The sequence below is a fragment of the Sphingomonas sp. CBMAI 2297 genome (genome assembly GCF_029870595.1).
Taxonomy (GTDB): domain Bacteria; phylum Pseudomonadota; class Alphaproteobacteria; order Sphingomonadales; family Sphingomonadaceae; genus Sphingomonas.
The window spans coordinates 1-18,779 of sequence record NZ_JAPDIR010000023.1; the positions used below are offsets into that span (position 1 = coordinate 1).

At 68.9% G+C, this 18,779-nt stretch carries 18 protein-coding genes and 1 pseudogene; 14 read left to right on the top strand and 5 right to left on the bottom strand.

The features are described 5' to 3' along the window. The 7 genes from OMP43_RS21425 to OMP43_RS21455 all read left to right on the top strand — a co-directional run. The coding region (locus tag OMP43_RS21425; protein ID WP_280281590.1) for a DUF1134 domain-containing protein at nt 1–520 on the top strand (520 nt) is incomplete at its 5' end. Between the two features lie 341 nt (nt 521–861). Further along, nucleotides 862–1,311, top strand: a complete 450-nt coding sequence (locus OMP43_RS21430) for a hypothetical protein (RefSeq protein ID WP_280281591.1) — start codon at nt 862–864, stop codon at nt 1,309–1,311. Continuing rightward, a complete protein-coding gene (locus OMP43_RS21435) occupies nt 1,304–2,614 on the top strand; it encodes a terminase family protein (protein ID WP_280281592.1) in 1,311 nt (436 codons plus the stop codon). Before OMP43_RS21430 ends, OMP43_RS21435 begins: the two co-directional genes overlap by 8 nt. 381 nt (nt 2,615–2,995) lie before the next feature. Continuing rightward, a complete protein-coding gene (locus OMP43_RS21440; RefSeq protein ID WP_280281595.1) occupies nt 2,996–3,307 on the top strand; it encodes an EF-hand domain-containing protein in 312 nt (103 codons plus the stop codon). 449 nt (nt 3,308–3,756) lie between these two features. Further along, on the top strand, nt 3,757–4,047 hold the full coding sequence (locus OMP43_RS21445; RefSeq protein ID WP_348538626.1) for a hypothetical protein: 291 nt from the start codon (nt 3,757–3,759) through the stop codon (nt 4,045–4,047). A 167-nt stretch (nt 4,048–4,214) separates the two neighbouring features. Then, a complete protein-coding gene (locus OMP43_RS21450; protein ID WP_280281596.1) occupies nt 4,215–4,451 on the top strand; it encodes a hypothetical protein in 237 nt (78 codons plus the stop codon). A gap of 102 nt (nt 4,452–4,553) precedes the next feature. Next, nucleotides 4,554–5,687, top strand: a complete 1,134-nt coding sequence (locus OMP43_RS21455; RefSeq protein WP_280281598.1) for an OmpA family protein — start codon at nt 4,554–4,556, stop codon at nt 5,685–5,687. 578 nt (nt 5,688–6,265) lie between these two features. On the opposite strand, the gene OMP43_RS21460 is transcribed toward OMP43_RS21455, so the two are convergent. Next, nucleotides 6,266–7,018, bottom strand: a complete 753-nt coding sequence (locus OMP43_RS21460; protein ID WP_280281599.1) for a folate-binding protein — start codon at nt 7,016–7,018, stop codon at nt 6,266–6,268. A gap of 46 nt (nt 7,019–7,064) precedes the next feature. Here OMP43_RS21460 and OMP43_RS21465 point away from each other — a divergent pair, with 46 nt between their 5' ends. Further along, entirely contained in the window at nt 7,065–8,387 is a 1,323-nt protein-coding gene (locus tag OMP43_RS21465) for a dihydroorotase (RefSeq protein WP_280281601.1), read from the top strand. Then, nucleotides 8,384–8,857, top strand: a complete 474-nt coding sequence (locus tag OMP43_RS21470; protein ID WP_280281603.1) for an SRPBCC family protein — start codon at nt 8,384–8,386, stop codon at nt 8,855–8,857. Before OMP43_RS21465 ends, OMP43_RS21470 begins: the two co-directional genes overlap by 4 nt. Here the strand turns inward: OMP43_RS21470 and dapF are convergent. Both dapF and OMP43_RS21480 read right to left on the bottom strand, forming a co-directional pair. Next, the gene (gene dapF / locus OMP43_RS21475; RefSeq protein WP_280281604.1) at nt 8,854–9,801 is read right to left on the bottom strand and encodes a diaminopimelate epimerase; all 948 of its coding nucleotides are present in this window, start codon (nt 9,799–9,801) and stop codon (nt 8,854–8,856) included. The genes OMP43_RS21470 and dapF overlap by 4 nt on opposite strands. 32 nt (nt 9,802–9,833) lie before the next feature. Further along, nucleotides 9,834–10,508 carry a glutathione S-transferase family protein gene (locus OMP43_RS21480; RefSeq protein ID WP_280281606.1) on the bottom strand — a complete coding sequence of 225 codons (675 nt, stop codon included), beginning with the start codon at nt 10,506–10,508 and terminating at the stop codon, nt 9,834–9,836. A 101-nt stretch (nt 10,509–10,609) separates the two neighbouring features. Here OMP43_RS21480 and OMP43_RS21485 point away from each other — a divergent pair, with 101 nt between their 5' ends. Further along, nucleotides 10,610–13,090, top strand: a complete 2,481-nt coding sequence (locus tag OMP43_RS21485; RefSeq protein ID WP_280281607.1) for a DUF2339 domain-containing protein — start codon at nt 10,610–10,612, stop codon at nt 13,088–13,090. Here OMP43_RS21485 and OMP43_RS21490 read toward each other — a convergent pair. Further along, on the bottom strand, nt 13,083–13,538 hold the full coding sequence (locus OMP43_RS21490; protein ID WP_280281608.1) for a DUF6456 domain-containing protein: 456 nt from the start codon (nt 13,536–13,538) through the stop codon (nt 13,083–13,085). The genes OMP43_RS21485 and OMP43_RS21490 overlap by 8 nt on opposite strands. A 91-nt stretch (nt 13,539–13,629) precedes the next feature. Between OMP43_RS21490 and OMP43_RS21495 the strand changes: the two genes are divergently transcribed. The 4 genes from OMP43_RS21495 (at nt 13,630) to OMP43_RS21510 (ending at nt 18,213) form a co-directional block, all read left to right on the top strand. Continuing rightward, complete coding sequence (locus OMP43_RS21495) at nt 13,630–14,193, top strand: helix-turn-helix transcriptional regulator (RefSeq protein WP_280281609.1); 564 nt, start codon at nt 13,630–13,632, stop codon at nt 14,191–14,193. Between the two features lie 60 nt (nt 14,194–14,253). Then, nucleotides 14,254–14,622, top strand: a complete 369-nt coding sequence (locus OMP43_RS21500; RefSeq protein WP_280281610.1) for a hypothetical protein — start codon at nt 14,254–14,256, stop codon at nt 14,620–14,622. A 351-nt stretch (nt 14,623–14,973) separates the two neighbouring features. Beyond that, nucleotides 14,974–17,397 (top strand): MHYT domain-containing protein, encoded by a 2,424-nt coding sequence (locus OMP43_RS21505; protein ID WP_280281611.1) that lies wholly within the window; start codon nt 14,974–14,976, stop codon nt 17,395–17,397. Between the two features lie 390 nt (nt 17,398–17,787). Continuing rightward, nucleotides 17,788–18,213: a hypothetical protein gene (locus OMP43_RS21510; protein WP_280281667.1), complete on the top strand. Its 426-nt coding sequence runs from the start codon at nt 17,788–17,790 to the stop codon at nt 18,211–18,213. 134 nt (nt 18,214–18,347) lie between these two features. Here the strand turns inward: OMP43_RS21510 and OMP43_RS21515 are convergent. Further along, a pseudogene (locus OMP43_RS21515) lies at nt 18,348–18,740 on the bottom strand (hypothetical protein); the annotation flags it as partial. Nucleotides 18,741–18,779 lie beyond the last annotated feature (39 nt).

Sequence of the window (18,779 nt, forward strand, 5' to 3'; positions counted from 1 at the left end):
CCCCTATGCCCCCGCCGCGAGCGCCCGCCAGCAGGCCACCACCTATCAGCGCGAGGAACTGGTCGGCGCCGCCGAAGGCGTGTTCGGCAAGGGCGCATCGGGCCTGGGCAAGCTGATCGAGGACATCCTGAAGGACCAGGGCGAGCCCAACGCCTATATCGCCGGCAGCGAGGCCGCGGGCGCGGTCGGCGTGGGCCTGCGCTATGGATCGGGCATGATGTTCCACAAGGTCGAGGGCCAGCGAAAGGTCTATTGGACCGGCCCGTCGATCGGCTTCGACCTGGGCGGCGACGCCAACAAGGTGTTCGTCCTCGTCTACAATCTCTATGACAGCCAGGAGCTCTACAAGCGCTTCCCGCAGGGCGAAGGCCGCGCCTATTTCGTCGGCGGCCTCTCCGCCTCCTATCTGCGGCGCGGCGACGTCGTGCTGATCCCCGTCCGCCTGGGCGTGGGCTGGCGGCTGGGCGTGAACGCCGGCTATATGAAGTTCAGCGAGAAGAAGCGCTGGCTGCCCTTCTAGGGCACCGATCCCCGACAGCATCGGCATTCGCGCGCGCCGGGACCGCGATGCCGCATATTTGTCAACGAACCATATAGGTACTTTACGCTTGACATCGTAACGCTGATATGGCACAAGAAGGCACGCTGAAGAATTGCGAGTCGGGCCGGGGCGGCAACGCCTTCCGGCCCTTTTTTCATAGGCGATCACATCGACTGCAACCGCCTGCCGGCGCGCCGCGCGGACGGGGCGAGAGCCCCGCGTCCCGCACATGCCACCAGGTGGCGGCGGAGCGGCGACGGCATCGCGGCAGGCGCCGCCGGCAGTCGATGCGATCCCCTTTTCATTTCGGGAGAGGCGTTGTGGAACAGGCTGACCGGAGCTGGACGCGCTGGACCAAGAAGAAGCGCGCGGCCTTTCTCGACGAGCTGGCGGGCACCTGCAATGTGCGCCAGGCGGCGGCGGCGGCACGAGTGACGCCGCAGAGCGTCTACCGGCTGCGGCGCAAGGACCCCGGCTTCGTGGAGGAATGGCACGAGGCGCTGCTCGCCGGATACGAGATGCTGGAGACCGAGCTGCTCGGGCACCTGCTCTCGGGCAATCCGGGAAAGACGATCACGCGGCTGGACGGCGGGCAGATCGACATGCGGATGCTGATTCAGCTGCTCGAGGCGCATCGCCGGAGCCTGCAGGGCAAATGGCGCGGCGGACCGCCGCTGCGCCGGGCGGACCCGGAGGACACCAACAAGGCGATCCTGAAGAAGCTGGAGGCGATCGACCGCGCCCGCGCCCTGGAGCGCGACCATGATTGACGGCGAGGCGCTGTTCGAACGCGTGCTCGCGCTCGATCCCGCCAGGCGCGTGAGCCTGCTCCATGCGCTCAACGCGCCGCAGCGGCGCGAATATGCCGAGCGCTGGTGGCAATGGGCGCATGGCGGCCAGCGCGAGCCGCCCGGAAACTGGCGCGTCTGGATGATCCGGGCGGGCCGGGGCTTCGGCAAGACCCGCGCCGGCGCCGAATGGGTGAGCGCGCGGGCCCGGGCCAATCCGGACGCCCGGATCGCGCTGGTGGGCGCGACCGTGGACGAAGTGCGCCAGGTGATGATCGAGGGGACGAGCGGATTGCTGGCGGTGGCGCGGCGGGACGAGGAACTGACATGGCACCGCAGCTCGGGCGAGCTCCTGTTCCCCGGCGGCGCGCGCGCGCACGTCTATTCCGCCGTCGCGCCGGAGGGGCTGCGCGGGCCGGAACATCATTTCGCCTGGTGCGACGAGCTGGCGAAATGGGGCCGGGGCGGCGAGGCGGCATGGGACAATATGATGCTGGGCCTGCGCCTGGGCGAGACGCCCCAGGCGCTGGTGACGACGACGCCCCGGCCGGTGAAGCTGATGCGCAAGGTAATGGCGCTGCCCGGCTTCGTGCCGACCTTCGGGCAGACGCGGGGCAATCCCTGGCTGCCGCGCAGCTTCGTCGAGGCGATGATCGCCGATTATGGCGGCACCCGGCTCGGCCGGCAGGAGCTGGACGGGGAGATGATCGACGACGTGCAGGGCGCGCTGTGGCCGCGCGCCGTGATCGAGCGGTGCCGGACGCGGGCGGTGCCCGAGCGGGCGCGCTGCGTAATCGGCGTCGATCCGCCGGCGGGCATCGGGGGCGATGCCTGCGGAATCGTGGCGGTGGCGCTGGGCCGCGACGGCAGGGCCTATGTGATCGAGGACGCCAGCGTCTCGGGCGCCACGCCGGAGGGCTGGGCGCGCGCGGTGGCGGCCTGTGCCGGACGGCACGGCGCCGACCGGGTGGTGGCGGAGAAGAACCAGGGCGGCGCCATGGTGGAGAGCGTGCTGCGCGGCGCCGACAGCGGGCTGCCGGTGAAGCTGGTGCACGCCAGCCGGGGCAAGGCCGCGCGCGCCGAGCCGGTGAGCCTGCTCTACGAGGCGGGCAAGGTGCGCCACGCCGGTGCCTTTCCGGCACTGGAGGACGAATTGTGCGGGCTGGTGGCGGGCGGCGGCTATGAAGGCCCCGGCCGCTCGCCGGACCGGGCCGACGCGCTGGTATGGGCCGTGACCGAGCTGATGCTGAGCCGGCGCGGACGGGCGGCGATCCGGATGCTCTAGGTTGAGAACCCAGACAAGTATTTGATTTTCTGCCGTTACCCCGGCCTTGAGCCGGGATCCCGCTGCTTCTTGCGCTGACGAGATAGCGGGACCCCGGCTCAAGGCCGGGATGACGAAGGAGGATATGAGTCCCCAACCTGGAAAAATACCATCATCCGGTGGATTGCGGGCCATCGACTGCCCGATCTCCATCGTCACCCTGAACTCGTTCGGCGCTTACCCACCTGCGACAAGGGGTGCCCAATAACCGTCATCCCCGCCAAGACGGGGATGACGGAGAGGTACTTGTTCCAGCGGGACACGTGCCAAACGAGTTCAGCAGGACGGGTGAGGCCCACGCCTTTCACCGAACACGGACAACGAGACAACGGGAGAACCGAAATGACGGGACCGATCCGGGCCCGGCAGGCCATGGCGCTTGCCGGGATGCTGGCGCTGTGCGGATGCATGGCGGGCGGCGCCGCGCTGCGCGGCGCGGGAAGCGCCGTGCTGGTGGCGCGCTTCGATGCGGACAGGGACGGCGGGCTCGACCGCACGGAGCTGGCCGCGATGATCGCGGCGGCGGTGCGGGGCCAGGGCATCGAGCGCGATGCGCTGCGCGCCGGGCTGGCCGCCGGCTATTGGACGCGCGACTGCGACCGCGATGGCCGGTTGACCGCGGCGGAGATGGCGGCGAGCGATCCCTGCGGGTGATGCCCGGGTTGCGCAGCATTGCTTTGCCGCCACCCCGGCTTCGAGCCGGGATGACGGTGAAGCCAGCTACGCGTCCCAGGCCATATCGGCACTCGATATCCCCTCCCTGCAAGGGCGGGGGGTAGAGGGGCGCCTATCCCCTAAAGACAAGGCTTTCCCAATAGCCGTCATCCCCGCCTGCGCGGGGATGACGGAAGCAGGCGTGCTTGTCTCAAAGGGGAGAAGCGCCGCGTGGAAGAGAGGTGCCCACCCGGCTGTCGATACAGCCCGGTCCCTCTCCGTCGAGGACCAGCCCCGGTCTCCACCGGGGAAAATGCGCGGCGGGCGGACCGTCCGGGTTTCAGGAGACGATGCATGAAAATGGTTCGGGGCATGAAAATGGTTCGGGGCATGAAAATGGTTCGGGCCCCGAAATGGTTCGGGGCATGAGATGGTTCGGGCGAAAGTCCGTGCGCGAAGGCGCGCGGCCGGCGCTGTCGCGCGCGGGAACCCAGATGGGGGCGCTGGGCGAATGGCCGCGCAGCTACGAAGCGCAGGTGCGCGACGCCTATTGCCACAATCCGGTGGCGCAGCGGGCCGTGAAGCTGGTCGCCGAAGGCGCCGGCAGCGCCGGGCTGACCGCGAGCGACCCCGCGCTGCTCGCGCTCGTCACCGCGCGCTCGGGCGGCCAGCCGCTGATCGAGACGCTGGCCGCGCACCTGCTGCTGCACGGCAAGCGCTTGCGCGGCTCGACCTGCTGACCCAGGCCGCCGCCGAGGCGCTCGGCGCGGATACGCCGCCCGCCGACCCGCTGCCCGGCCAGTGCTGGATCATCGGCGATGCGCCCGAGGGCGCGTGGCGGGGCCATGCCCGCGAGATCGCCGGCTGGACCGAGGGCGGCTGGCGCTTCGCGGCCCCGGTGGAAGGCATGCGCCTGTGGCTGAGCCGCAGCGCGGGGCACGCATGCTTCGCCGGGGGCGGCTGGCACGGGGGCGAGGTCCATGGCCGGCTGATCGTCGCCGGGAAACAGGTCGTCGGCGCCCGCGCCGCCGCGATCCCGGAACCAGAAGGCGGGACGGTGGTTGATGCCGCAGCGCGGGCCGCAATCTCCGCGGTACTGGTTGCGTTGCGCGCCCATGGTCTGATCGAAGACGGCGGACTGTGACGTTCATGCAACAGTACCCGGATTTGTGCGCTTGCGCAGAAACTTTCGTTTCGGTACTGAGTTTTTCGCTGTCCGTAGTGACAATCATGAAAGGGGATTAAGATGCGGAAGCTTGCCGTTACTCTGGCACTCGCGACGACCGCGCTCAGCACGCCCGCCCTCGCCCGCGACGATGCGTGGTATGTGGGTGTCGAAGGCGGCGCGATGCTCGTCGAGGACATCAAGTTCGACGTCGGCACGGCCAAGCAGGCCGCGACCGTGCACCACAAGGCCGGCTGGGATGCCGACGCCGTGGTCGGTTATGACTTCGGTCCGTTCCGCGCGGAAGCCGAGGTCGGCTATCGCCAGGCTTCGGTCAACCGGCTCAACAGCACGGTCACCATGCCCGCCCGCAATTCGGCCGGCACCGCGTATAACGCGTTCCCGGGCAGCTATGGCTATGCCGGCGGCCGTTCCTCGGCGCTGAGCTTCATGGTCAATGGCCTGCTCGACTTCGGCGAAGACACCGGCGTGCAGGGCTTTGTCGGCGGCGGCGTGGGTGTCGCGCGCGTCAAGAACAAGGTCGGCCTGAACACCTATCAGGACTCGATCGACGATTCGGACACGGTCTTCGCCTGGCAGGCGATCGCGGGCATCCGCGCGCCGCTGACCGACTCGATCGACATCTCGCTGAAGTATCGCTTCTTCAACGCCGACAATGTGAAGATCACCGACGTTTCGGGTCGCGTGTGGGACGGCCGTTTCCGTTCGCACTCGATCCTGGGCGGCCTGATCTTCAACTTCGGCGCCCCGGCCCCGGCCCCGACGCCGGTTCCGACGCCGGAGCCCACTCCGACGCCGACCTGGACGCCGACTCCGGAGCCGACCCCGACGCCGACCGTCGTCTGCACCCCGGGACCGTACATCGTGTTCTTCGACTGGGATAAGTCGGACATCACGCCGGAAGCCGCGAGCATCCTCGACAACGCCATCAGCAACTATCAGAACTGCGGCAACGCGCAGGTGATGCTGGCTGGCCACGCCGACCGCTCGGGCTCGGCCAGCTACAATGTCGGCCTCTCGCAGCGTCGTGCAGACTCGGTGAAGGCCTATATGACCGCCCGTGGCATCGCCGCCGGTGTGATCTCGACCGAAGCCTTCGGCGAGAGCAAGCCGCGCGTCGAGACCGCCGATGGCGTTCGCGAGCTGCAGAACCGTCGCGTGGAAGTCACCTACGGTCCGGGTTCGGGCAACTAAGCCAGACCCGTCCGCAAGGACTGAGAATTGGGGAGGCTGGGAAACCGGCCTCCCTTTTTCTTTGCGTCATCGCCGGGGCGCGAGCGGGGCCGAGACGATGAGACGATAATGCCCATGGCGCTGCCCGCGCCGAGAGGTCCTTGTCGCGCCGCGCCCGATCGAATTGGTCCCTGCCAGGCGTAATCGCGCGCCGGCACCGCGCGGCCGCGAGGCATTCCTTTCCCTTCATGCTCCACGACATCGGCGATCGCGGGCGGCCCGATGCCGCCTCCGGGTCGTCGACCTGCATAATGTGGCGGCATGCCCGGATCCGGCCGATTGCCGTCGCGCGACCGGGAGATCACGCCAGGCCCGCCCCTACTGGCGCGCCGCCACCATGGGGGCAGCACGGCACGCCGGCCCCCCGCATGACGCACAGACACGCCCGTTGCCGGGCGGCCATCTCCCCGGGACCTGGGGCTGCCGATGGCGCCCATCGACGCCGCCGTTTCGGTTCCATCGGCTCCATGGTCAGGGCGGATACCCGCGCGGGATGGAGCGATATTCGTCCCGGCGGGCAAGCGCCGAATCGAAGCGCTTCAGCCCTCGGCCGGCACTTCGGCCAGCGCTTCCGCCAGCCATTCCGGCACCAGCGCATCGCCCAGCGCGTCCACGCGGCGCAGCTCCACCATCAGGCCCAGCTCAGGATAAGCCGCCCGGGTGCGATCGCCGGGCTCGCCAATGGGCGCGACGACCAGCCGGCGGTTGACCTTGGCGCGATAGTGCATCCGCGCCGTATTCTCCTGGCCGACATAGCAGCCCTTGGCGAAGCTGACGCCGTTCAGTTCGGCGGTGTTGCATTCCAGCCACAGTGTCTTGTCCTGGCCGAGCTCGGCCGCGCCTTCGGTCACGCCCAGCTGCAGGCGATGCGCCTGCCAGCCCGTGGCGGCCGCGCCTTCGGCGCTACCGAGCCAGCGATGGCCCAGCGCCGGCAGCCGAGGATCGGGGCCGCCGCGCCCCGGCAGGGGCGACCAGTGCACGCCTCCTTCGGCCGACTCGATCGCGATGGGGCGGCGCAATCGATACAGGGTCAGCCTGCGCATCAGCGCCTCGCGCTGGGCCGACTCGCAATCGATAAGGATCGCCTCCCCCTCCGCCCAGAGGATGAAATCGAACAATGCCTTGCCCTGCGGCGTGAGGAGCCCGGCCCATTGCGGCGCATCGGGAGCCACGGCCGCCAGATCCTGTGTCACCAGGCCCTGGAGGAAACCGCGGACATCCTCGCCCGAAATGCGGATCAGGGCGCGATCGGTCAGCCAGGTGCCGGAATCGCCAATGCTGGTATCGGTCATGCCGAACAGGTAGGGGGTAGCCGGGGGCGACGGAAGAGGCGCGGATATGAATGTCGATCTGAAGCTCAAGGGCGGGCGCGTGCATCTGCCCGGTGGTCCGGCCGAAACGGACATCGGCGTCTCCAATGGACGCATCGTCGCGATCGGCGGCCCGCTGGATGCGGGCGAGACGATCGACTGCACCGGGCTGGATGTCCTGCCCGGCGTGATCGACAGCCAGGTTCATTTCCGCGAGCCCGGGCTCGAGGCCAAGGAGGATCTGGAGAGCGGCGCCCGCGCCGCGGTGCTCGGCGGCGTGACTGCGGTGTTCGAGATGCCGAACACCAAGCCCAACACCGATTCGGCCGAAGCGGTGCAGGACAAGCTTGCCCGCGCGCGCGATCGCATGTGGTGCGACCACGCCTTTTATGTCGGCGCGACCAATCACAATGCCGAGCATCTCGCCGAGCTGGAGCGGCTGCCGGGCACGGCGGGCGTGAAGATCTTCATGGGCGCCTCGACCGGCGACCTGCTCGTCTCCGACGACGCCAATCTGGCGCGCGTGCTCGCCTCGGGTCATCGCCGCGTCGCGATCCATGCCGAGGACGAGTTCCGCATGCAGGACCGGCTCGGCGAGCGCGTGCCCGGCGATCCCGCCAGCCATCCGGTCTGGCGCGACGACGAGAGCGCGATGCTGGCGACGCGCCGCATCCTGGGCCTGGCGCGCGCGGCACGGCGGCGGATCCATGTCCTCCACGTCACGACGCCGGCAGAGCTCGAGCTGCTCGGCCAGCACAAGGACATCGCCACCTGCGAGGTCACTCCGCAACACCTGACGCTGGCGGGCGAGGAAGCCTATCCCAGGATCGGCACCTTCGCGCAGATGAACCCGCCGATCCGCTCGGCCGCGCACCGCGCCGGGCTGTGGCACTGGCTCAACCAGGGCGTGCCCGATGTGCTCGGCTCCGATCATGCGCCGCATACGCGCGAGGAAAAGGCCAGGCCCTATCCCGACAGCCCCAGCGGCATGCCGGGGGTACAGACGCTGCTGCCGCTGATGCTCAACCATGTCGCCGAGGGACGGACGACGCTCCAGCGCGTGATCGACCTGACCAGCGCGGGCCCGCAGCGCATCTTCGGCATCGCCGGCAAGGGGCGGATCGCGGTGGGCTATGACGCCGATTTCACCGTGGTGGATCTCAAGGCACGCTGGACGGTGGAGGAGAGCTGGCTCGCCTCGCGGTGCGGCTGGTCGCCCTTCACCGGCATGCCGCTGACCGGCAAGCCGATCGGCACGATCGTGCGCGGCAACCGCGTGATGTGGGAAGCCGAACTGGCCAGCCAGGCCACGGGCAGGCCGGTGCGCTTCGAGGCGGTCGAGTTCGGGTGAGGACCATCTCCCGCACCGATCGCGCGTCGCGGCTGATCAAGGCGCCGGCGAGCCAGATCTATCGGGCCTTCATCGATCCCGAGGCGCTGGTGCGCTGGTTGCCCCCGGAGGGAATGACCGGCGAGATATTGGCGTTCGACGCGCGGCCGGGCAGCGGCTATCGGATGGCGCTGCATCACGTGGACGCCGAACATGCGGCGCCCGGCAAGACCTCCGAACATGGCGACGTGGTCGAGACCCGCTTCGTCGCGCTGAACCCGGGGCGGGGCATCGTCCAGTCGGCAGTGTTCGATTCGGACGACCCCGCCTTTGCCGGCACGATGCGGATGACCTGGTCCTTCGAGCCGGCCGAAGGCGGCACCCGGGTCGCCATCGTCTGCGAGGACGTGCCCCAGGGCATCCGCAAGCAGGACCATGTCCAGGGATTGAAATCCTCGCTCGCCAACCTCGCGGCGTTCGTCGGCGGCTAGCGCCTGCCCTCGGGGATGGCGGCCGCCCAGTCGGCTGCCTCGTCCTCGCGCCGGGCATGGACGAGCGGCGTCTCGGCGGTCGCCATGGCCGGATCGACTTCGATGCCCGCATCGTAGAGGAAGGTCGCATTGCCTAGGATCGTGACCATGCCGGCCGCATCCGCCGATCCCATCACCAGCCCGCCCTTGTTGAACACCTTCATCATCGTGCCGAACGGCACGCGGCCCGTGCGGCCGGCGGCATAGACCGCCGATGCCATGGCGCTGCCGCAACTGTCGGTCAGGCCGACGCCGCGCTCATAGGTGCGCACGAACAGGTCCTGCCCGCGCAGCTCGACAAAGGAGACATTGGCGCGCGCCGGGATCAGATCGGGGCCCGCCTCGCACCAATCGCCGAGCGCGACCAGCTCGGCTTCGTCCACTGCATCGACAAAGCTGACAAGATGCGGGTTGGGCATCGCGACCGCCGTGAAGGGCCGTGTGCTGGGCAGCCCGGGAATGGCCGCGTCGATCACGCTCTCCGCCGCGATGCGCAGGCCGACGGCGCCGCTGCCGGTGGCGGCCGGGCCGGCGGTCTCGCGGATCGTCACCACGCCCGGCGCGAGCGGTTCGGCACGGGCCACCTCGGCGCTGCTCGTCTTCAGCCGCACCCGCGCCGTATCGAGGCCGAGCAGCTCGAATCCCAGCCGCGCCACGCAGCGCAGGCCATTGAGGCAGGTCTCCGCTTCCGAGCCGTCCGAATTGAACATGCGCATGCCGAAATCATGGCCGGCATCGTCGCCCGCGGTGAGCAGCAGCAGCCCATCGCCGCCGACCGGCCCGGCACGATCGGCGAGCGCGCGCGCCACCCCCGCCCAATCCGCATCGGTCAGGTCGATCGCGCGCGCGTCGATCAGGGGGAAATCATTCCCCGAGCCATGGCATTTGAGGAAGGCGAACCGCATGGCGCCCATCTAGGGACGCCAGGCCGCGCTGGCTAGCCGGCAAGCACCTCGCGTTGCACGGGACCGCCCATCGCATCGATCATCGCACGATCGCGCGCGATGATCGATGCGAAGCTCGGCCGCGCATGCATCGCGGCGACCCAGTCGGCGAGCCGCGGATAGGCGGCTGCATCCACGGTCACGCCGATGCAGCCCAGCGTCGCGAGCGGACTGGCCACCGCGATGTCCGCCAGCGTCAGCCGGTCGTCGACGAGGAAGCCGCTCTCGGGGATCGCGGTTTCCAGATAGGCGAGGATCGGCGGCATCAGGTCGCGCTCGGCCGCATCCGCCGCGGCATGGTCGCACTCCATCTTGAGCACGCGCGGACGCACGAAGCGCTGGCCGAAGATCGCGCCGCCGGCCGCCATCATGATCGTGTCGGCGAGCTCGTCGAACCAGATCGTCCGCGCACGGGCGCGCGGCTCGGCCGGGATCAGGCTCGGATCCGGATATTTGGCGTCGAGATAGGCGACGATCGCCGAGCTGTCCGAGATCAGGAAGTCATCGTCCTTGAAGCCCGGCATCTTGCCAAACGGGCTGGCAGCCATGAATTCCGGCCCGCCCCGGCCCATGCCCGCGGCCTGCAGCTCGAGATCCAGCCCCTTCTCCGCACCGAACACCATTACCTTGCGCACATAGGGCGAAAGCGTCGAACCAAACACGATCATGCCAACCTCTCCTCGGCTTGGGCATAAGGCTATCGAATCAGTTGCCATTTGCAACTGGTTTGTGCGCGACAGGTGCGCTCCACTGTGCGAAGAAGGGGCGAGTGATTGCTCTCACCCTCCTCCTCGCGCTGGGCGCGGCTGCGGCCTTTTATATCGTGCTGCGGCGCATCGCCTTTCTGGAGGAAGAACTGCGCCGTGTCGAATCGCTGATCGCCAGGCACGATCCCGAAGTCCGCGAAACGCCGGCTCCTCCATCCGAATCCCCGGCCCCGCCCATCCAGGAGACCGAATCGCCGAGCCCGGTCGCCGAAGCGCGGGCGGAGCGCGCGCGCGGGCGAATCGAAATCGAGCCGAGGCCCCTGCCCGAGTTCAGCTTCGAGGCGCTGATCGGCGGACGGTTGCCGATCTGGATCGGCGGCGCGGCGCTGGTGCTCGCCGGCTTCTTCCTCGTCCGCTACTCCATCGAGAGCGGCTTGCTGGGCCCCGGGACGCGCACCGTGCTGGCGGCACTGTTCGGCGTGGCGCTGATCCTGGGCAGCGAGATCACGCGGCGCCTGCCCGCCACCGCCGATGACCCGCGGGTCGCGCAGGCGCTGGCCGGGGCGGGCATCGCCAGCCTCTACGGCACGCTCTACATGGCGGCCGCGCTCTATCATCTGATCGCACCGCTCCCCGCCTTCCTCCTCGTGCTGCTGGTCACCGGCGGCGCGCTCGCCCTGGCGCTGCGCCACGGGCCGCCCACGGCGGCGATGGCGCTGATCGGCGGATTCGCCGCGCCGCTGGTCGCGGGGTTCGACGCGGCGGGGATCGGCGCGCTGCTCGTCTATCTCGCGCTGTTCACCGCCGCCTTGTTTGGCCTCGCCATCCATCGCGGCTGGGCCTGGCTCGCGCTGACCGCCTGCGTGGCCGGCTTCGCCTGGATCAACTTCCTGATCGCGATGCTGGCGGCACGCGCGGGAGATCTTTCCGCCGTCGGCGCCTTCACCATGCTCCTCGCGGTCGGCGCCAGTGCCGCGCTGCCGGCGACCGGCGCGGGCAATCGCTGGCTTCGCCTGGCCCCCCTGGTGGCGGGTTGCCTGCAGCTCGCCGTGCTCGCCCCCGCGCTCGATTTCAGCTGGCTCGCCTGGGGGTTCTATCTCAGCCTTGCCGGCGCGGCGCTGTTCCTTGGGTGGCGCGACGGCGCCTATCTTCCGGGCGCGCTCGCCGCCTGCGTCCTGCTGCTCGTGCTGGAGACGCTCGCCATCGGCCTGCTCGCGCCCGGCTTCACGCCGATCGCGGCGATCCTCGCCACCGCGCTGTTCGCCATGCCCGGCCACGCGCTCGCGCGCCGCCATCCGTTCTGGGGCGGGATCGCCCTGCTCGGCACCGCGGGCCCACTCCTCATCGCGCATCTGCGCGCGCCGGGCCTGTTGTCCGCGATGCAATGGGGGTGGCTCGAGCTGGCGGCGGCGGGCACGGTGTTCGCGCTCGCCTGGAGGAGCCGGGCCGATAGCGAGCATTCGATGCTCGTCCCGGCGACCGCGCTGGCGGCCTTTCTCGCGGGCCTCGGCCTCGGCCAGTTCGTGCCGGGCGACTGGCTCGCACTTCCCCTTTCCTGCATCGCGGCCGCCCTCGCCTGGTGGGCTCGCAAGATTCGCACGCCGCTGCTCTATGCGCTTCCCGCCTATCCCCTTGCCGCCGCGCTGATCGCCGCCGCGCTGCCGCTCGGCGCCCTGAGCGAACTGATCCTCGCCTCGCTTTCCGGAGAACGGCTCACCTACACGCTGCTTCCCGCCCTGCCCGAACTGCTGCGCGAACTGGCGCTGCCGGTAGCGCTGGGCGCCGCGCTGCTCCTGGATCCCGCGCAGTTCGGGCGGATCCGCCGCGTCGCGGCGCTCTTCGCCACCGCGCTCGGCGTGCTGCTGCTCTATGCGCTCGCCAAGCAGCCGCTCGCCATCGCCACGCTGCCTCGCTTCGAGGCGCTCGGCTTCATCGAGCGCGCCCTGCTGTCCCAGGCTTGCCTCGCCGCCGGCTGGATGCTGGTTCGCCGCGCCAGAGCCGTCACCCTTGGCCATGTGCTGCTCGCGCTCGGCCTGTTCCGGATCCTGTGGTTCGACCTGCTGCTGCTGACACCGCTGGTCGAGCCCCAGGCAGTCGGCCCGCTGCCGCTCCTCAACGCCGCCACGCTCCATCTCGGGCTCGCGAGCTTCTGGCTATGGACGCTGCCGCCGCGCTGGCGGCCGGGCGCCGCGCTGCTCACCCTTCTCGCCCTATTGGCGGCGGTTCGCCAGGCCGCGCATGGCAACCTGCTTACCGGCCCGATCGGCACGGCCGAGAATGGCGGGTACAGCGCGGCGATGCTGGCGCTCGCGCTGTTCTGGCTGTGGCGCGGCATCGCCACGGGCGCGCGCGACCTGCGCGTCTTCGGGCTCGCCCTGCTCACCGGCGTCACCTTCAAGGTGTTCCTGATCGATGCCGCCGCGCTCGACGGACTGCTGCGCATCCTCTCCTTCCTCGGCCTCGGCCTGGCGCTGATCGGGATCGGCTGGGCCTATGGCCGTTTCGTGGGCAAGGGTGCCGCGGCGCCCGAGCCGCTCAACTGATGCCGTAGAAATCGGCAACGCGATCGAGCGCGAAGCAGAGCACCAGCTTGCCCGCGCGGCTCGGCCAGCCCAGCGCCTTTTCCGCCGGCCCCAATCCCTCGCCCGCGCAGACCACGCGCCACAATATATCGGCGAGCCCGGCCCCGGCCGCCGCCACCGCCCCGTCGAAGCGACGCCGCGCGGCGATCTGCGCCAAGGTGGGATCGAGCCGTTCCGGCACGCCGCCCCGTGGTCGCGCCGCCGGCGCGGCGTCCCACCGCATCGTGACGCGCGGCCCCAGCGCGGCCGTCTCATAATCGGCGCGCAGCCGCTCCCCCGCCTCGAGCTGCCGCAAGCTGACATGTCCCCGGGCCGCTAGCCACGCCAGTGGCGATTCGGCCTGGTTCACCGTCACGCGCCGCCGTGCCCCAGCGGCATCTTCGATCGTCCGCTCGATCAGCTCACGCATCGATGGTCTCCTTTTGTTCCATTTCCGCGCCCTTGCCACGGCGGCTCGATTGTAGGAAAGAGGAAAACCGATTTGGTTAGGAGACGAGCCGATGATCACTGCCATCCGCGAGGTGCGCCGCGCCAAGGGGCTCACGCTGGAGGAAGTGGCGGCGCGGTGCGAGCCCCCCACGACGGCGCAGACGATCGGCCGGCTGGAAATGGGCACGCGCACCGTCTCGGTCGGATGGCTCAATCGCATCGCCGCGGCGCTCGGCGCGGATGCCGCCGATCTGGTCAAGCTGCCCGAACGGCCGGAGATTCCGGTGGCGGCAACGCTCGACAGTGCCGGCGCCCAGGCGCCGCGCAGGCCGGCGGCGGTGGTGCCTCCGCATGCCGAGCCGGGCATGGTGGCGATCGCCGTGGCGGCGGGCATCGGCGACTATCGCACCGGCGACGAGATCTGGTGCCGGACGCTGGCGCCGGAGGGTTTCGCCGGCGCGCTCAATCGCGACGTGCTCGTGCCGCGCCCCGCCGGGCGTTTCCTGTTCGGGCGGCTGATCGGGCGCGAGGGCGACCGGCTCCACCTCCTTCCGCTTGGCGCCGGTGCGCGCCAGCAGGTGGTGGCCGACCCGCCCTGGATCGCCGAAGCGGTCCGCCTGGTCCGGCCGCTCTGAATCGGCTTGCGGAGAGTCGCGGACAGGCGCATTTTGCCGCAAAAGCAGGAGGGGCATATCATGCTGAAACTGGGTCTGGCGGCAATTGCCGCAATCGCGATCGCGACGCCCGCGATGGCCGACGATTGGGATTTCGTGCTGATCAACAACAGCGGCAAGGCGATCAAGACGGTCGAGATCGCGCCGACGGGCACCACCACCTGGCAGCCCAACAAGGTCGATCCCGACTTCAAGAAGGAAGATGCGACGGTGAAGTCCGGTGCCCGGATGACCGTCCACTTCAACAAGGGCACCGTCTGCAAATACGACCTGAAGCTCAACTTCTCCGACAACAGCAGCGGCGTATGGATGGGCATCAACGTATGCGACAATTCCTATGTCACGGTGAAGTACAGCCCGGCAGGCGCGACGATCTTCACGGCGAACTGACCGCGCGGCTTGGCCGGCTTCGAATGGCGGAGGATCGCGCGGCCGATCTTCCGCCATTCGCGCATGTGCCGGGGGACAGCGAGGTGCCGCCCCCTGCCCGCCCTTCTCGCCGACCGCCATGGATCGCGAACGGGAACGGCACACCGTCCGACGCGCGACCGACCGGCACGCCATGGTTCGCGTGGAAATCGGCCGGGCGCGCCGCTATTATGGACGAGGCGGCGCCCGCGGATCTGTATTTTTCCTGATATGGTTCCGCATGATGGGCCGAAGCAGAAACTTTAGATATGGGCTTTAATGTCCAGACGATTGCAAGAATTCATGCGCCGTGGAATTTAGAAGCTCATGATCATGACTGGCAGCCATGACCCCTTTCTGGTGATGCTGTCGATTCTGATTGCCATCTTCGCGTCCTTCACCGCGCTCAGTCTGGCAGGTCGCGTCCGATCATCGAGAGGCTGGACACGGCGCGTCTGGATCTCGGCGGCGGCGACGGCCCTGGGCGGCGGCATCTGGTCGATGCATTTCGTCGCCATGCTGGCCTTCCACATGCCGGGCATGCGGATGAGCTATGACATCGGGCTCACCTTGCTTTCCCTCGCGCTCGCGCTTGGGTTCACGGGTGTCGGCTTTGCCATTCTGAACTGGCAGTCGGTCTCCCGGGGCAGGATCGTCGCGGCCGGCCTGCTGATCGGCTCGGGCGTCATCGCGATGCACTATGTCGGCATGGCCGCCATGCGGATGCCCGCCCGGCTCAGCTATGAGCGCCTCTGGTTCGGCATCTCGGTCCTGATCGCGCTGGTGGCCGCCACCGCCGCGGTGTGGCTTGCGTCCCGCGACCGCAAGATGAGCCATCGCATCGCGGCCGCGATCCTGATGGGGATTGCCATAGCGGGCATGCATTATGCCGGCATGCAGGCCGCGGTGTTCACGGCGGGGACGCCCACCGCCATCGGCGACGGCATGGCCAGCGTCGGCCAAGCCTATCTCGCCACCGCCATCGCCACCATCACCGTGCTGATCCTGCTGCTTGCCCTGGGCGCCGCGACGCTGGAACGGCTCTTCCAGGGCTTTTCGAGGCGGGAGGCGCGGAGCGCGCTTCGCCTCGAGATCGCGGACATCCTGCGGGAGCGCGACACGGAGGAAGCGCTGCGTCAGGTCGCGGCGCTGATGGGGAAGCATTTCGGCGTCACCCGGACCGGCTATGGAAGGCTGGACCCGGCCGAGAACCTGTTCGACTATGATGTCTGCTGGACGGACGGGTCCGTGCCTCCGCTCCTCGGCCGGCTTCCGGCCGCTGCCTTCGGAGTCAAGATCGTGGCCGCGCTCGGCGCGGGCGAGACGGTCGTGATCGAGGATCTGCTGGAGGCCGAGCTCAGCGACGAGCTGCGGACCCGCGATACCGCGCAGAAGGTCGACACCCGCTCGATCCTGGTCGTGCCGTTCCTTCGGGATGGGCGCCTGCGCACCATCGTCTATCTCAACGATCGCCATCCGCGACATTGGCGGCCGGACGAGATCGCCTTCATGGAGGAGATTGGCGAGCGCACCCGCCTGGTGACCGAGCGTGCCGCGGTCGAGGATCAGCTGCGCGAGCTCAACGCGACTCTCGAGGCGCGTGTCGAGGCTCGTTCGGCCGAGCTCCGGCATGCACAGGAAGCCTTGCTCCAGAGCCAGAAGATGGAAGCGGTCGGCCAGTTGGTTGCCGGCCTTTCGCACGACTTCAACAATGTGCTGGGCGCGGTGGTGGGCGCGTTCGAGCTGATCCGCCGCCGCATGCACGAGCCCGACAAGGTTCGGCATTTTGCCGAAGCCGGGCTGCAGGCCGCCGAGCGGGGCTCAAGGCTGACCGCGCAGCTGCTTGCCTTCTCCCGCGCCCAGGACATCCAGCTGCAACCCATGCTGGTGCGTGACGTGATCGGCGCGCTGGCCGATCTCCTGCGTCGAACGCTCGGCCCGATGATCACGCTCGAGCTGCGTTTCGACCCGTCGCCGGCACCGGTCATGGCCGATCCGACTCAGGTCGAGATGATGGCCCTCAACCTGGCGATCAATGCGCGCGACGCGATGCCGGACGGGGGGCGGCTGACCATTTCGACGGCGGTGCGCGCGATCGCCGGCGATCCCGAGATGGAAGATGGGGACTATGTCGAGATCGCCTTCGCGGACACGGGCACGGGCATGGACGAGATCACGCTGCGCCGCGCGATGGAGCCCTTCTTCACCACCAAGCCAATAGGGAAAGGCACCGGCCTCGGCCTGGCCCAGATCTATGGCAGCGTGCGCCAGGCGGGCGGGGCGGTGCGCATCGAGAGCGCGGTCGCGCAGGGCACCATCGTCCGCGTGCTGCTGCCGCGCACGGATCAGGCGCCGATGCGGATCGAGCAGGGCAATCCGGAAATCGCGGCCGCTCCGGGCAGGCGCTGCCGGATATTGCTCGTGGACGACGACCCGGAGCTGCGGGTGGTGTTCGCCGCCGCGCTGGAAGCCTCGGGGCATGTCGTGACCAGTGCCGCCGATGGACCTGCCGCCCTCGCCCTGCTCGATCGGGCGGCGCCGGACGTGCTGCTGCTCGATTTCGCGATGCCCGGAATGAACGGCGTGGAGGTCGCCAGCGAGATTCGCCGCCGCAGGCCAGGGCTCCCGATCATATTCGCGAGTGGTTTTCCGGATGTCGGGGCGATCGAGGCGATCGAGGGATCGCCGACGATTCTACGCAAGCCCTTTCACATGGACGAGTTGCTGAGGGCCTTGGAGGACGCGCTGCGCAGCTAGCAGGCGCGGGAATCCATCGCCGCCCGCGCGCTTGGGGGGAAGCCGGCGCCGGAAGACATGCCTCGCCGCCGATGTCCGGGCATAGAAACACCCGGCGCCGGCGGTCATGATCGGGTAGGACAATCCATGTCGTATCCAGATAAGGCTGCCTCGAAAAAATGGCGGGGATCGGCCTCGTGACCGCGCGGCGCGTGGAGCGCGGCCTCCCGGCTGCCCCAGGAACCATCGCTTCGCTGGCGGCGCGTTCGACATGTCGGTAAATCTTCGCTCCAGCACCGGGCTCAAGTGCCGGTGCTTCTACGAACCCTTCCTCAAATCTCCATATCCGCTCCACGAGGCGGGGCGATGGTGTTCCTGGCAGCGCTTTCGTTGCCGAGGAAGAGAGACGAGATGACCTATCCGATAAAGGCGAGCCAATCCCTGGGCGCTCTTGTGATTGTTGCGGCTTGTATGATGGCGACCGCCGGTGCGGCGCAGGCCCAGGCGCAGGCGGCGTCCCCGCTGCTGGGGGACTGGCGCGCGCATGACGGCTCGGCGGTCGCGCGCATCACGGCCTGTTCCGCGGGCGAAGGCCTCTGCGCCACCGTGATCGAAGAGCGTCTCGCGCCTGGCGATGCCTCCTCGCTCGGCCGGGTCGTTGTGCGGAACCTGCGGCCCGCGAACGGTGGCTGGAAAGGCGAATACGTCTCCGATCGTAAGACCTTTCCGGCCCGCGTGCGCCTGGTGAACGCCGACAGGATCGACGTGCAGGTCTGCGCCGCCACCATATTTTGCGACACGGCGAGATATATGCGCGTGAAGGGATCCGCGCGATGACCGCCTTTGTCGGGTTTGCTGTCGCCGCAACGGCTGGCGTGCGCCCCTGAAATGTGAGCGATTTTGAGTAGAGTCCGACGGAAGGAGTCGGACGGAATGAAGCACAGCGGGTTCAGCGAAGAGCAGATCATCGCGATCTTGAAAGAGTAGGAGGCGGGCATGGCGACGGCGGAGGAGAAGGCAGTAGGGCAACGGTCGTAGCGGGTAACATCGAGTCGCCAGTCCTTGAGGCGGCCGAACATGATCTCGATGCGGCTACGGCGTCGATAGCGGCGTTTGTCGTGCGGTGCGCCTTCAGGTAGGTCGCGTCAAACATCACCCTGTTCGGCTCGGCATCCGATGCAGTCAGCCCTTCCATCATGCGCGTGAACGCGCCCGCCTCGCCCCCAGTGCAGCCCCCTATGGTTCACGGACACGATGCCGCTCAGCACTTGGCGGTCATCGACACGGGGCCTGCCCTGACTCTTCGGAAAGAATGGCCGTAGCCGCTCCATCTGCTCATTCGTCAGCCAAAGCAGGTCGCTCATAACAGCCGCATCGCGGAGCCCGAATCAGATCGCGACGCT

Excerpts from the sequence above, each read along its gene's own strand:
- OMP43_RS21510 (WP_280281667.1), top strand. The coding sequence starts at position 17,788 with ATGACCTATCCGATAAAGGCGAGCCAATCCCTGGGCGCTCTTGTGATT.
- OMP43_RS21460 (WP_280281599.1), bottom strand. The coding sequence starts at position 7,018 with ATGACCGATACCAGCATTGGCGATTCCGGCACCTGGCTGACCGATCGC.
- OMP43_RS21505 (WP_280281611.1), top strand. The coding sequence starts at position 14,974 with ATGACTGGCAGCCATGACCCCTTTCTGGTGATGCTGTCGATTCTGATT.
- OMP43_RS21495 (WP_280281609.1), top strand. The coding sequence starts at position 13,630 with ATGATCACTGCCATCCGCGAGGTGCGCCGCGCCAAGGGGCTCACGCTG.
- OMP43_RS21500 (WP_280281610.1), top strand. The coding sequence starts at position 14,254 with ATGCTGAAACTGGGTCTGGCGGCAATTGCCGCAATCGCGATCGCGACG.
- dapF (WP_280281604.1), bottom strand. The coding sequence starts at position 9,801 with ATGCGGTTCGCCTTCCTCAAATGCCATGGCTCGGGGAATGATTTCCCC.
- OMP43_RS21465 (WP_280281601.1), top strand. The coding sequence starts at position 7,065 with ATGAATGTCGATCTGAAGCTCAAGGGCGGGCGCGTGCATCTGCCCGGT.
- OMP43_RS21435 (WP_280281592.1), top strand. The coding sequence starts at position 1,304 with ATGATTGACGGCGAGGCGCTGTTCGAACGCGTGCTCGCGCTCGATCCC.
- OMP43_RS21480 (WP_280281606.1), bottom strand. The coding sequence starts at position 10,508 with ATGATCGTGTTTGGTTCGACGCTTTCGCCCTATGTGCGCAAGGTAATG.
- OMP43_RS21455 (WP_280281598.1), top strand. The coding sequence starts at position 4,554 with ATGCGGAAGCTTGCCGTTACTCTGGCACTCGCGACGACCGCGCTCAGC.
- OMP43_RS21450 (WP_280281596.1), top strand. The coding sequence starts at position 4,215 with ATGCGCCTGTGGCTGAGCCGCAGCGCGGGGCACGCATGCTTCGCCGGG.
- OMP43_RS21490 (WP_280281608.1), bottom strand. The coding sequence starts at position 13,538 with ATGCGTGAGCTGATCGAGCGGACGATCGAAGATGCCGCTGGGGCACGG.
- OMP43_RS21440 (WP_280281595.1), top strand. The coding sequence starts at position 2,996 with ATGACGGGACCGATCCGGGCCCGGCAGGCCATGGCGCTTGCCGGGATG.